The organism is Nocardioides sp. QY071, assembly GCF_029961765.1.
Lineage (GTDB): Bacteria > Actinomycetota > Actinomycetes > Propionibacteriales > Nocardioidaceae > Nocardioides.
On sequence record NZ_CP124681.1, the window covers coordinates 1,991,266 to 2,003,037 of the forward strand.

Annotated in this window: 12 protein-coding genes and 1 tRNA gene; 3 read left to right on the forward strand and 10 right to left on the reverse strand. The window is 69.3% G+C overall.

From position 1 onward, the window contains the following. From QI633_RS09550 to QI633_RS09560, 3 genes are read left to right on the forward strand one after another with little or no spacing between them, the layout of a single operon-like run. On the forward strand, positions 1 to 819 hold the full coding sequence (locus tag QI633_RS09550; protein ID WP_282428805.1) for a DUF5666 domain-containing protein: 819 nt from the start codon (positions 1 to 3) through the stop codon (positions 817 to 819). Then, positions 816 to 2,468, forward strand: a complete 1,653-nt coding sequence (locus QI633_RS09555; RefSeq protein ID WP_282428806.1) for an HlyD family efflux transporter periplasmic adaptor subunit — start codon at positions 816 to 818, stop codon at positions 2,466 to 2,468. The genes QI633_RS09550 and QI633_RS09555 overlap by 4 nt, the downstream gene beginning before the upstream one ends. 57 nt (positions 2,469 to 2,525) lie before the next feature. After that, positions 2,526 to 3,527: an aminoglycoside phosphotransferase family protein gene (locus QI633_RS09560; protein WP_282428807.1), complete on the forward strand. Its 1,002-nt coding sequence runs from the start codon at positions 2,526 to 2,528 to the stop codon at positions 3,525 to 3,527. A 369-nt stretch (positions 3,528 to 3,896) separates the two neighbouring features. Here the strand turns inward: QI633_RS09560 and QI633_RS09565 are convergent, their stop codons facing one another. The 10 genes from QI633_RS09565 to QI633_RS09610 all read right to left on the reverse strand — a co-directional run bounded on the left by QI633_RS09565 (position 3,897) and on the right by QI633_RS09610 (position 11,747). After that, on the reverse strand, positions 3,897 to 5,438 hold the full coding sequence (locus tag QI633_RS09565; RefSeq protein ID WP_282428808.1) for an ATP-binding protein: 1,542 nt from the start codon (positions 5,436 to 5,438) through the stop codon (positions 3,897 to 3,899). 80 nt (positions 5,439 to 5,518) lie between these two features. Beyond that, a tRNA-Ile gene (locus QI633_RS09570) sits at positions 5,519 to 5,592 on the reverse strand. Positions 5,593 to 5,800: 208 nt separating this feature from the next. Further along, on the reverse strand, positions 5,801 to 5,944 hold the full coding sequence (locus QI633_RS09575) for a hypothetical protein (RefSeq protein ID WP_282428809.1): 144 nt from the start codon (positions 5,942 to 5,944) through the stop codon (positions 5,801 to 5,803). A 231-nt stretch (positions 5,945 to 6,175) separates the two neighbouring features. After that, positions 6,176 to 7,429 carry a tyrosine-type recombinase/integrase gene (locus tag QI633_RS09580; RefSeq protein WP_282428810.1) on the reverse strand — a complete coding sequence of 418 codons (1,254 nt, stop codon included), beginning with the start codon at positions 7,427 to 7,429 and terminating at the stop codon, positions 6,176 to 6,178. A gap of 92 nt (positions 7,430 to 7,521) precedes the next feature. Then, on the reverse strand, positions 7,522 to 7,881 hold the full coding sequence (locus QI633_RS09585; RefSeq protein WP_282428811.1) for a hypothetical protein: 360 nt from the start codon (positions 7,879 to 7,881) through the stop codon (positions 7,522 to 7,524). After that, positions 7,878 to 8,564, reverse strand: coding sequence for a recombinase family protein (locus tag QI633_RS09590; RefSeq protein WP_282428812.1), 687 nt, complete (start codon positions 8,562 to 8,564; stop codon positions 7,878 to 7,880). The genes QI633_RS09585 and QI633_RS09590 overlap by 4 nt, the downstream gene beginning before the upstream one ends. Beyond that, a complete protein-coding gene (locus tag QI633_RS09595; RefSeq protein WP_282428813.1) occupies positions 8,561 to 8,881 on the reverse strand; it encodes a hypothetical protein in 321 nt (106 codons plus the stop codon). Before QI633_RS09595 ends, QI633_RS09590 begins: the two co-directional genes overlap by 4 nt. A 198-nt stretch (positions 8,882 to 9,079) precedes the next feature. Continuing rightward, positions 9,080 to 10,087, reverse strand: coding sequence for a hypothetical protein (locus QI633_RS09600; RefSeq protein ID WP_282428814.1), 1,008 nt, complete (start codon positions 10,085 to 10,087; stop codon positions 9,080 to 9,082). A 312-nt stretch (positions 10,088 to 10,399) separates the two neighbouring features. Then, a complete protein-coding gene (locus QI633_RS09605) occupies positions 10,400 to 11,569 on the reverse strand; it encodes a DUF3631 domain-containing protein (protein WP_282428815.1) in 1,170 nt (389 codons plus the stop codon). Between the two features lie 31 nt (positions 11,570 to 11,600). After that, positions 11,601 to 11,747, reverse strand: coding sequence for a hypothetical protein (locus QI633_RS09610; RefSeq protein WP_282428816.1), 147 nt, complete (start codon positions 11,745 to 11,747; stop codon positions 11,601 to 11,603). Positions 11,748 to 11,772: the final 25 nt, after the last annotated feature.

Here is an 11,772-nt window from a genome sequence, read left to right on the forward strand (position 1 = left end):
ATGACCATCCCAGCCCTCACCCGGCGTACCGCCCGCCCGTTCGCCGTCGTCGCCGCCGGCACCGCTCTCGCCGCCGCCCTCACCGGCTGTGGCGGGGACGACCCGACGCCCGACGCCGCTGCCGGCACCGCGACCGCGCAGGGCGGCGAGGCCGGGAACGGCGGCCCCGGCGGCGGGATGCCCGGCACCTTCGGCCTGATCGCCGCGGTCGACGGCGACGTGCTGCAGGTCCGCGGCCAGGGCCAGGGCTCCGGCCAGACCGCGGTCACGGTCACCGACAGCACGACGGTCACCGACCAGGCCGCCGGCACCCTCGCCGACGTCACCACCGGTGTCTGCGTCGTCGTGCGTACGGCGGACAGCGGCTCCACCGACGGCGCCGACAAGGCCGTCACCGCGGTCACCGCGGCCTCGGTCTCCGTGACCGCGGGCGACGACGGCACCTGCACCGGCGGCTTCGGCGGCGGCCCGGGCGGCGGGAACGGCGAACGGCCCAGCGGGATGCCGACCGACCGGCCCTCCGACCTGCCCTCCGACCTGCCCTCCGGCCTGCCCGGCGGCGGACGCCCCGGCGGCTTCGGCACCATCGGCAAGGTGACCTCGGTCAGCGACAGCGGCTTCGTCGTCGAGGGCATCGACGGCGACGTCACCGTCACGGTCGACGGCACCACGACCTACACCCACCAGGTCGCCTCCGACTCCTCGGCCCTGAGCAAGGGCCGCTGCGTCCGCGTCGAGGGCGACGCGGACGACGCCGGCGCGGTCACCGCGACGGCGATCCAGGTCAGCGACGCGGTGAGCGACCAGTGCGGGCGTTGAGGAGGGCACCCCGCCGGGTCGTCGTACCCCTCGCGGTGCTGGCGCTCGCGGGCACCGGCTTCGCGGCGTACGGAGCCACGGGCGACGACGCCGTCTCGTACCGCACGGTCGTGGCCGCCACCGGCGACGTCGAGCAGACCCTCGACCTGTCCGGCGTGATCGGGGCGAGCGGCCGGTCCGACCTCGCCTTCGGCACGGACGGCGAGGTCGCCCGGGTGCCCGTCGCCGTGGGGGACGAGGTCCGGCAGGGCCAGGTGATCGCGGTCCTCGACCGCGCCGCGCTCCGGGCCGCGGTCGACCAGGCCAGGTCCGACCTCGCGAGCGCCAAGGCCCGGCTCGCCGACGACGAGGACGCCCAGGCCGCCTCGGTCGCGACCGCCACCACCAGCACCCCCGCGACCGAGGAGCCGTCGGGATCCTCCGGCTCCTCGGGCTCGCCCACCAAGGGCGCGACCCCGACCGCGACGACCCCCGACCTCACCGCGCTCACGGCCCAGCAGGACGCCGTGACCTCGGCGCAGTCGGCGGCCGGCACCGCCCTGGAGAGGTCGACCGCGGCCCTCGCCACCCAGGAGCAGGCCTGCCGGGCGACGGCCGACCCGACCGGTGCACCCAGCAGTGACCCGACCGACGCACCCAGCAGCGAACCGACGGACGGGTCCGGCCTCGACGAGGACTGCACCCAGGCACTCGCCGCGGTCCAGTCCGCCCAGTCCGCGACGGCCCAGGCCCAGCAGGCGCTCCAGGACGCGATCTCCACCCTGACCGCCACACTCACCGCCGCGCTCGGCGACCTCGTCACCGGATCCGGACTGGCCACCCCCGACGCGCCCAGCTCCGACGCCCCCACCTCCGACGCCCCCACCTCTGACGCCGTGCCCTCCGATGCAACCCCGTCGCGCACCGTCACCGCAGCGACGCTGGCCGACGACCAGGCCGCGATCGACAAGGCGAAGTCCGACCTGGCCTCCGCCCGCGCCGACCTGGAGGCCGCTGCGGTCCGCGCCCCCGCGGCCGGCACGGTCACCTCCCTGTCGGTCGCGAAGGGCGACGACGTGTCCTCCGGCGACACGGTCGCGGTCGTGGTCGCCCCAGGGGTGACCACGGTGTCCCTGGAGGTCACCGAGACCGAGGCCGCCCGGCTGAGGACGGGTACCGCCGTCGAGGCCACGCCCTCGGGCGCGACCGACCCGCTGGCCGGCGAGATCAGCCGGGTCTCGAACGTCCCGACCAGCTCGGCCTCGGACTCGACCTCCGACACGGCCTCCGACCCGACGTACGCCGTCGACATCACGCTGGACGAGCGCGATCTCGCGCTGCCGGAGGGCCTGCCCGCGTCGGTCGAGGTGGTCGTCGGCAGCGCGCAGGACGCCGTCACCGTCCCCGCCTCGGCCATCAGTGACGGCACCGTGACCACCCTGGTGGACGGCAGGGCCGAGCGGGTGCGGGTCACGACCGGCATCGTCGGCAGCACCGACGTGGAGATCGTCGACGGGATCGAGGCCGGTACCCGGGTGGTCCTGGCGGATCTCGACGCCGACCTGCCGAGCAGCGACGGCCAGGACCAGCAGGGCTTCGGCGGTGGCGGGTTCGGCGGCAACGGGGTCCGGATGGGACCGCCCGGCGGCAGCGTCACGATCCGCCGGTGAGCGCACCCGCCACGGAAACCGGTGGCGCCGCCTGCCCTCGCGGAGCACGCTGCAGGGGTGAGCACGAGCACCTGGACGAGCGCGGTGTGGGCGACGGAGCAGTTCCGCGCCGAGCTGTGCGCGTTCCTGACCGCCGCGGTCGGGTTCCCGGAGCGGGTCGAGGTGGTCGCGCTCCGGCCGTGGTCCGCGCTGTGGCGGGTCACGGCGGGCGGCCGGACGTCGTACGCCAAGCAGAACTGTCCGGGCCAGGCCCACGAGGCCCGGCTGATGGCACGCCTCGCCCGGGTCGCCCCCGACCGCGTCGTGCCGGTCCTCGCGGCCGACCCGGACCGCGACCTGCTGCTCACCGCCGACCTCGGCCCGACCGTCCACGACCGCGGGGGAGCAGCGGATCCGGCGACCTGGGCCCGGATCGCCGCCGACGCCGCGGACCTGCAGCGCCGGCTCGTCGGCGCGGTCGACGACCTCCGCCTGAGCGTCCTCGCCCCCGCCGACTCCACGACGTACGTCGCTGACGCGGTCGGTCGCCTCGCCGCCCTCGCCCCCGACGACCCCCGTCGTCTGGCTCCCGAGGTCGCCGTCCTGCTCGAGGCGCTGCTCCCGACCGTCGAGCGCTGGTCCGACCGGGTCGAGGACCTCGACCTGCCGCTCACCCTGCTTCACAACGACCTGCACGCCGAGAACGTCGTGCTCGCGCCCGACGGCGGCCTGCGCTTCTTCGACTTCGGCGACGCCCTCGTCGGTGACCCCCTCGCCGGCCTGTACGTCCCGCTGGCCATGGCCCGCGAGTCCCTCGGGCTGCCACCGGACGACCCGGCCCTGTGGCGCATCGCCGACGCCGCCCTCGAGGTCTGGTCCGACCTCGCCGCCCCGGCCGACCTGCGCGCCGCCCTGCCCGCCGCCCTCCAGCTCGGCCGCCTGGCCCGCGTCGAGTCCTGGCGCCGCTGCGTGGCCACCATGACGCCCGACGAACGACGCGAGTTCGGCTCGGCGCCCGCCGTACGCCTGGCCTCGCTGCTCGACCCACCGCCGCTCGGCGGGAGCGCCGCACTAGGGTGAGCCGCGCGGGCCGGTAGCTCAGTCGGTCAGAGCAGAGGACTCATAATCGCTCGGCTCTCGGCCTGTTTCGCCTGGTCAGGAGCGGTCTGCGTCGTTCGGCGCTACTACGGCGCTACAGCCGGAGAGTGCGGACCACGACGGGCCACAGCGGTACGCGAGCGGCCTACGTCGGGAGGGGTCGCGGGCGATGTCGCTTGTCGCGGACGTCCGGGAGGCCCCCGAGCGGCGATCCGGGGAGGGCCAGCGGAGGGCTCCCGGACCGCCTCGCTTGCCTGAAGGCGGTTTGCACGGCCACGGGCCCCTTCCGGGCCGGATCGGGCCTTTCGACCCGTCAACGACTTGCAGCGGCCCAGAAGGGAGTCGGGCGAACTATCGCTTGTTGCCCTTCCGCTGGGCACGAGTCAGACGCCTTGGCTGAATGCGCCGTGCTCTGCGCGGTGACTTCGTCGGTCCTGTCGTCGCGTCATTCGTCGCGTCATTCGTCGCGTCATTCGTCGCGTCGTTCGTCGGTCCCGTCGGTTGTTGAACCCGTCGCCATGCGGACTTGTTGCCCGCCTTCCCCGGCACACGTTCGATCGCACCGGCGTCGCGGAGGTCGTAAAAGACCTCCTTCATGCTGTTCTCAGAGTTGATGCCCGTCAGTTCCCGGGCGATCGCGTTCGTGATCTCGTCGTGGTTCTCGAGGTACTGGAGCACGATCTCTTGTGGCCTCGCCAGCGGAGTGTGCTCAATCGTGACGACGAAGTAGTTGTCTTCCTGCGCGAACCGCGGCGGCTTCAACTTGGCCTCAGCCATGCTGCGCATCGTGGTCTTCAGACCCTCGCCGATGTCTTTGTTCGGCGGGTCCGGGTACTTGTTGATGAGCCGGTTTATCGTTGGGTTGCGCGAGAACCGGTCAGTGAGCAAGTTGTCCAGAGTCATGTGTCCTGGGAGACGCCCCGGGCTCTTCACCTCGACGCGGTTGTCGAACACCCGGATGACGATGTCGTCGGAGATGTTGTAGTCCCTGTGGATCACCGCGTTGACGATGACCTCCTTCAAGGCCTCCGGTGGGTACACCAGCGGCTCCAAGTTGCCGCTGGGGCTGAGAACAGACACAGACTCGATTAGCCGTTGAACTTCGCTGATCGTCTGATCGATCAGCTCGTAGGCTGGAGCCTCGATCGTGATCGGAACGCCGCTCAGGTGCTTGCGGTCGGGCTTCTCCACCTTCGTCTCGTACCGCGCGACCTTCACCGCGCACCGCTTCGTGGCGACAGCCGAGGGGGACTCCGCGAACAGAATCGCACCCGACAAGCGCGCCTTGCCGGTGTCCTTGTTCGCCAGCCGCTGCTTGCGCACGAAGTCGTCCGGAGCGGTCTTGGGACTCAACGTGCTGAGGAACCTGGCAAGTTCGTCTTCCTGTGCCAGTTCGTCAGCGGTGTAGGAGGCAAGTTCCTGATTCTCGTACGTCTCAGCGCCCTTCGACAGCGCCAGGTTCACCCGCTCGGCAGCGTCGATCTTCGCGGTGGATGCGTTGCGGCGAACATAGACCGTCCCGTCGGCGGTCTGGTGCACGGTCGGGCTCTTGCGAACGGACAGGAGGCATGCGAATCCGGCTGACTCGTCTCCGACCACCTGGAGCCACTCCGCGACGTACGGGACGGCAGGTGTCACGTCAACGCTGAGCGACTGCATGATGTGGTTGCCGTCCTCGACCGCGGCAAACCCCTTCCAGCGGTCGAGCCCTGAGCCCGTCTTTGGATCTTCGACTCCAACAAGGAACTCGCCACCGTCAGCGTTGGCGAGCGCGCAGCCGATCTTCTGAATCACCTTGCCGTTGCTCATCGAACTCTTGAAGTCCCAGAAGTGGGACTCGCCTCGGTTGATCAGGTCCAAGGCCTCTGCGGCAGAGATTGCGCGGGTCTCCATGGGGGTGGAGCCTATGGCCAACCTCCGACACTGAACGGAGGTTCACGCTGAACTCGCCCGGGACGGGCGCGAGCGGGTCGTAGGCCAGGCAGGACTCGAACCTGCGACTCGGGACATTATGAGTGTCCTGCTCTACCAGCTGAGCTACTGGCCCAAGAGCACAGAGCCTATCCATCAGCGGTCCAGCGTCCAGCAGGCAGGCCTGCTATCGCCAGCGACTCCCGCTGTTGCTTAGATATGGGAGAAGCCCCACCCGCACCGAGGTGTCTCAACCACTTCGGTAGTCGTGTGGGGCTTCCCAGTTGACGCTCGGCGACTTCCCCGCCGTCAGCGACTTGGTGTTGCGCGCGGTCTCGCCTACATCAGAGGCGGTCGCACTCTGCACACAACGGCTTGCCGCCGGTGCCTGCGCGACGGTTCTCGGCCTCGATGTTGTTCCCGGTGTTGCACGACGTGTTGTCGTGGTGCACGTTCGACAAGATCGAGTGCCACGGGCTGGTCCTCATCGGCACCTCCTCCTTTCTCATCTCGGCGTGGATTCAACGGTGGGTCACCAAGGGCAACCGACAACAGGTTCGCATGTCGACTGCGTCACGTTGTGGACGACACGCCGAACGATGTCCCCAACGATCTGCTGGACGTACGAAATGCTGAAAGGCTAGGCACTGCTCAGAAGCGGCCCCCGGCCGTGGTGCTGCCCCACCCACCATTGCGGGGAGCGGGGCAGCCCGAGCGGGTCAGGCGCGCTTGGTGTCGAGCCGGGTGACGTTGTCTGGCGCGGCCCTGCGCTGGAACGCTGCCGCGACGGCTGCCGCCTGGGCCTTGAGCACCTCGGCGTCCTGATCGCGGGTATGCCAGTAGCGCTTCATCAGCATCGTGCCGTCCTTGTGGCCCATGATCGTTTGGACCTCCTTCGGAGTCAGGCCTCCTGGCTCGCTGGCCTTGTCCATGAGCATGGAAGCGAACGTGTGCCGCAGGTCGTACACGCGCACGCCGTCCGGGATGCCGGCTGCCTTCCGAGCCTTGTGCCAGTGCCGCTTGTAGAACGCGCCGTACCGAAGCGGCTTGCTGTAGTCGAGACGGTCGAGCGCTGAGCGGTCATGCGCCCCACCCACCACTGATCCGACGAACAGCGGCAGCGCGTCTCCTGGGTGATCGTGCTCGGGATGGTTCGTGAACCACTTCGCCGCACGCTTGCGGTGGGCTGCGATGTAATCGACCAGGAGCGCGCTCGTCTCGGGGTCGAGCGGGATGACTCGGTTGCTCTCCGGGGTCTTGGTGACCTCCTCGCGGATGACCTCGCCGTTGACCTCCACGACGACCTGATGAACGTGGAGCACGGCGAGTTCAGGGCTCAGCACCGTCACGTCCTCCACCGTCAGGCCGCACGCCTCCTCCGGTCGCATCCCGGAGTACGCCAGCAGGCGGATGAACATGTCGTGCGGCTCGGGGAGCGCGGCAACCAGGCTGTCGATCTGCTCGGCTGTGAGCCGACGACCGCTCTGCTTCTGCCTGCGCTCGTGGTCCTCGACCTTCGGCTGGTTCGGGAGACGTAGCCTGCGGATTGCGCGTGCCGGGTTGACGCGGATCATGCTCTCCTCGACTGCCTCATCGAGCACGAAGCGCAGGACGTAGAACCGATGACGCACGGTCTGGGCTGCGAGGCGACTGCTGGCCGTCTTGACGTAGCGCTTGACGTCCTCGGTCGTGATCTCGCCGACCAGCACATCGCCGAAGGTCTCCATCAGGTCGCTACTGCCCTCGATGATGCGCCGGTAGTGGTTCGCGGTGTGGGCACGGTCGAAGTGCTGCGAGCCGAGCCACTGGCGGGCGACATCTCGGAACGTCGGCGTGGCCTTGCTGGTGTCGATCCAGTCGGGCCTGTGCCGGACGTCGGCCTTGAAGTCGTCTGCCCACTCGTCGGCGGTCGTCCTGCTCTTGAAGCCTCCCTTGGTCCGTCGCCTGCGAGTCTTGGGGTCCTCGTACACCACCTCCCAACGCAGATCGGCGCGCGCTTTCCTCGTGCCGTCTGGTCGCGTGTTCCGGTGACTCTCGCGTACCCACGCACGGGGTGGTCTCGTGCTCATTGGTCGTCCTCCTCGGTCATGGCGTTGTAGAGCTGGTTCGCGTGCTTGCGGGCGTCGTCGAGCGTTGGATAGGTGACAGGCGTCTGGATGTGCCGGTTGAATCCGTCGACCACCGCGACCCGGTAGGCGTAGGTGCCCGCGGTGGTGCCGGTCGTGGTCAACGTGACCCAGCGGTCGGTGCTCGGGTGGTTGGTGGAGAGCACTTGGACGCGCCGGTTGACGATCTGCGGAGGCGGGTCTGGGTGGCTGCGTCCTCCGCTGCCCTTGCTGACCCGCGCTGGCCCGTCCGGGCATCCGGCGTGGACGGCCCGCCACCCGGCTTGTCGTCGCTTCTTCTCGGGCGTGGGCGCACTCACGATGCGCTCCGGTCGATGGTCGTCGCCGTCTCTGTGGTCGCGGCCTTGTAGATGCGGGCGACCGTCGAGGGGTACCAGCGAGCGCCGTTGCCGGGTGTCGGGGTCTGGCTCTCCTGTAGGCGACGGGCGATGGTGTTGAACGAGTCGCCACGCTCCCGGGCGCGGACGATCCTCCCCACCACCAGATCGGGCGTCTGGCGCTTGAATCCCCAAGTGACCGGCTGGCCTGATGCCTCGCGCTGGGCCCTGGCTTCGGCCATGCCCTCACGCACGCGCTCGCCGTTGACCTCGGACTCCCACTCGGCCACCGACGCGAGGATGCGAGCGATGAGGCGACCGTTCGCGGTGGTCGTGTCGAAGTCGAAGTCCATCGCGACGATGCCCCACTTCTGCCGACGCGACAGGAGGATGAACTCGCACAGGTGCTGGGTCGAGCGGGCCAGCCGGTCCATCCGCACCACGACGATGGCGCGTGCCTTCTTGCGGCGCAGTATCGACAGCGCCTGTTGGAGTGCGGGCCGGTCGTCGCGCTTGCCGCTGTATCCCTCGTCGGCCAGCACGTCGACCAGTTCCCACCCGCGCCGAGCGCACTCAGCCTCGATCGCTGCCCGCTGGGCGTCGAGCGAGAACCCATCGCGAGCCTGCTCGCTCGTGCTCACCCTGATGTAGCCCACGACCTTCACGACGCCACGCCCTCGGCAGTGGTGGGGGTGGGGATGATCTCGTCGCGGAGGTCACGGGCGTACGCCGCAGCGTCGGGCTCACCGAGCCGAGCGGCCGTGTTCGCGAACACCCGCAGCGAGCGGCGCACCATCCCACCGCCGAGCGCGGCCAGTAGTGCGTCACGCTCGGGCTCGCTCGCCTCGCAGTAGGTCAACCCGATCATCCGTGCGTCAGCGATGCTGATTGCGGCGGGTCGAAACTCGACCTCCACGCCGTCCTCTGGCACGAAGGTCAGCGACCGCCCGAGCGGGTACATCGCGTTGTCGTTCTCGGTCATCTCGTCTCCTTGGGTCCGGTAGTTGCCATGTCAACTACTCGCCGGTGACGCTACGCCAGAAGCGCGTAGCCTCCTACAGGCCTCACGGGCTCCTGGACCGGAGCCGCTCTGCACGCCGTTCACCGGCAGGAGGCTCCTCGGGTCCGGCGTGGGGCTCCGGGCAAGCGAGAGCGGCGTGCAGAAGGCGATCCCGTGGCGCTACTCGCGGAGTCGGCGTCGTAGTTCGTCCTCGTAGTCGCTCCACGGATCGCGATCCGGGTCGCGATGGGGCTCGGGGTCGTACTCGGACGGCTGGCCGGACTCCGCGAGGCGAGCGGCTCGGGAGCGTGGGTAGCCGAAGAGACCTGCGTCGCGGTCCTCCTCCACCACGTCGCCGGGCACGACGTCATGGCGGCTGTTGTCGAGTCGGGTCGATGCCTCCCTCTCGCGGTCCCGCTCGCGCCGGTCGAGGAAGGCGGTCAGCGCTTCGTCCTCGGCTTCCCCCACCCCACCCCCAGGCAGGGCAGCGGTGTCGTCGGCGGGGTCGATCACGTTCTCGCGACCACGCAGGATCGAGAACGCAGGCGAGTCTCCGCCCGTCAGCAGGTCCCAGGGGTTGCGTTCACGCAAGCCGATGTCGATGGAGTGCCGCTCGTTGTAGCCGGTGCGCTGGAGCACCATGTTCACGGCCTTCAGCTTGTCGGCGTCGCTCGCCGTCTTGGAGTCGAGGATGCGCCGAAGTTCGCGCATGGCCGGCAGCACCATCTCGATCAGGCGCTGGTTCGCCTTCGCCTTGACCTGGGGTGCGCCCGCTCCGTGCATCCGGCAGACCATCGTTCCCGTCACGGGTGGGTTGGAGCAGCGATCACCGTTGCGCTTCCTCGCGGTGCAGGTGACCTTCTCACTGCCGTTGACCGCTGCGTTCAGGTCAGCGCGCTTCTGCGCGTTGGTGCGCTCCGCAACGCCACCGTGCTTCTGACAGCGATCACCACCACGCACAGGCGACCGCCGACACCGCTCGCCGTTGGGCTTGGTCCCCGAGCACTGCGGTCGGTCCGTGGGTGAGGCGCTCCCCTCATCGCTCTCAGCACCTCCTGCACGCTGACGGCCCGCCTTGGTTGCCTTCTGCATAGGGTCCGTTGTGCGTTGCTTGCGTGTGCGCCTCGCCTTCGACTCCTCGGCGGCGGTCTTTCGCGGCTTCGTGCTCTTGCTGTCCTTCTTGGGCATGACGGCTCCTCTCGTCGTTGGGTAGCGGCTGGGTAGCGGGACGGTTCGACGCGAAGCGCTACCGCCGAAACACCGTCTGACCAGGCAATTCGCATCTCCGGTAGCGCGGGTAGCGGCGGTAGCGGGTAGGGCGCGTCGGTTGTTCACCCCTGCAGTACTCCGTGTGCAGTTGCAGATATGTGCCACGAGGGTGGGTCTTTAGGGGTTCCCGGAGACCGTCCCTACGCGCCCCTGGGGTAACCGGCGCTACCTCCGCTACCTCGACACCGTTTCCCCTGGTCAGGTGGTGATTCCGGGGTAGCGTCGGCGGCTTCATCGGTCCGCTACCTCGCCGCTACCTGCGACCTCGGGGAGGTAGCGCTCCCACGCGTCGAACAGACCACCCTCCACCGCGCCGGTCTTGGGGTTGGGCTTGCCGTCGAGGCGATATCCCTTCTTCACGGTGCCGCGGAGCTTGACGTTCACAGATGCCACGCCGTACGGCTTCAGCAGCCGCCCGAGTTCGTTCGCGTTGAGCGGCGACCCGTGATACGTGCCCCACGGGCTCTCGTCCAGGGCATGGAGGGCGCCGAGCAGGTCACTCGTGAACGTGGCCTTGGCCTTGGCCGGCCAGACTGCCTTGATGTCGCGGAGTAGTTCCAGCCCGAAGGATTCTTGCGCGACACCTGCCTCTGTCTCGGTCATCACCTTCGCCGCGAGCCGAGCACGTTCGGGCCACGCGCCTCCCGCAGCATCGGCGACCGCGATCAGCGGCTCCCAGTTGTCGGCGGCGCGGTCCTCCACCGGCATGCCCGGCACGTCGTCGGCGAACTCCTGAGCCACGACCCATCTGCCGAGACGATCCCGCAGCGGCAGCAGCACACCCGCGCCGTCCCGGCGAGCACGGAACGGCTGCACGGTCTCTCCATTCGCACGACGACGCATCCGGATCACCGGGCCGCGATCCATGATCGTGTCGGGCAGGTCCTTGATCGAGGCGAGCGCAACCATCGAGAACGTGTGGAGTTTCTGCAGCGAGTTCGTCGTGACGTCCCAGCGCGTCGTGAACTTCCCGCGCTGGTGCCCCGCGTTCAACAGGCCGCGCAGATCCTCATGACTGTCAGCCGAGCGCTTTGTCCCGAAGATGCTGTCCGCCTCGTCCACCAGCAGGGTCGGCGGTGCCTTCGCGCCCAGCGATCTCGTCACAGCCGCGACGCTCGTATTCACCGTCACCAGAGGCTTGTGACACAGATGCTCGATCACGTCGAGCAGACGCGTCTTCCCGCAGCGCTTCTCGGGCGAGATGATCGACAGCCGGGGAGCGAAGTCCCACGACTTGATCCCGTGCGTCGCGGCCACCCAGAGCACCACCGTGACGTAGCAGTGCTCATTCGGCAGGATCACGTAGCGCCGTAGCGCATCCTCGACCTCATCAAGTAGCCGTGCTCCGCTGCGGGCTGGCGGCTTCCGCGTGGTTGCCTTCTTGTCCTTCGAGGCCGCCATCAGGCCGCGCTCCTTCGGGTGGTCTTCCGGGTCAGTCGCCCGGGCGCTGTTGCATCAGCCCGTCGATGAAGGTGTTGCCGCTGTCCTCGTCGTAGCGCCGGAACGGGCACTCGTCCGGTGGTCCGATCCACGGGCACCCCCGAACACGGCACCCGCCTTCCTCGTCGTCTGCGCGCATGGCTGCTCCTCTGCGGGGGTGGGGT

Excerpts from the sequence above, each read along its gene's own strand:
- QI633_RS09550 (WP_282428805.1), top strand. The coding sequence starts at position 1 with ATGACCATCCCAGCCCTCACCCGGCGTACCGCCCGCCCGTTCGCCGTC.
- QI633_RS09565 (WP_282428808.1), bottom strand. The coding sequence starts at position 5,438 with ATGGAGACCCGCGCAATCTCTGCCGCAGAGGCCTTGGACCTGATCAAC.
- QI633_RS09575 (WP_282428809.1), bottom strand. The coding sequence starts at position 5,944 with ATGAGGACCAGCCCGTGGCACTCGATCTTGTCGAACGTGCACCACGAC.
- QI633_RS09595 (WP_282428813.1), bottom strand. The coding sequence starts at position 8,881 with ATGACCGAGAACGACAACGCGATGTACCCGCTCGGGCGGTCGCTGACC.
- QI633_RS09600 (WP_282428814.1), bottom strand. The coding sequence starts at position 10,087 with ATGCCCAAGAAGGACAGCAAGAGCACGAAGCCGCGAAAGACCGCCGCC.
- QI633_RS09605 (WP_282428815.1), bottom strand. The coding sequence starts at position 11,569 with ATGGCGGCCTCGAAGGACAAGAAGGCAACCACGCGGAAGCCGCCAGCC.
- QI633_RS09610 (WP_282428816.1), bottom strand. The coding sequence starts at position 11,747 with ATGCGCGCAGACGACGAGGAAGGCGGGTGCCGTGTTCGGGGGTGCCCG.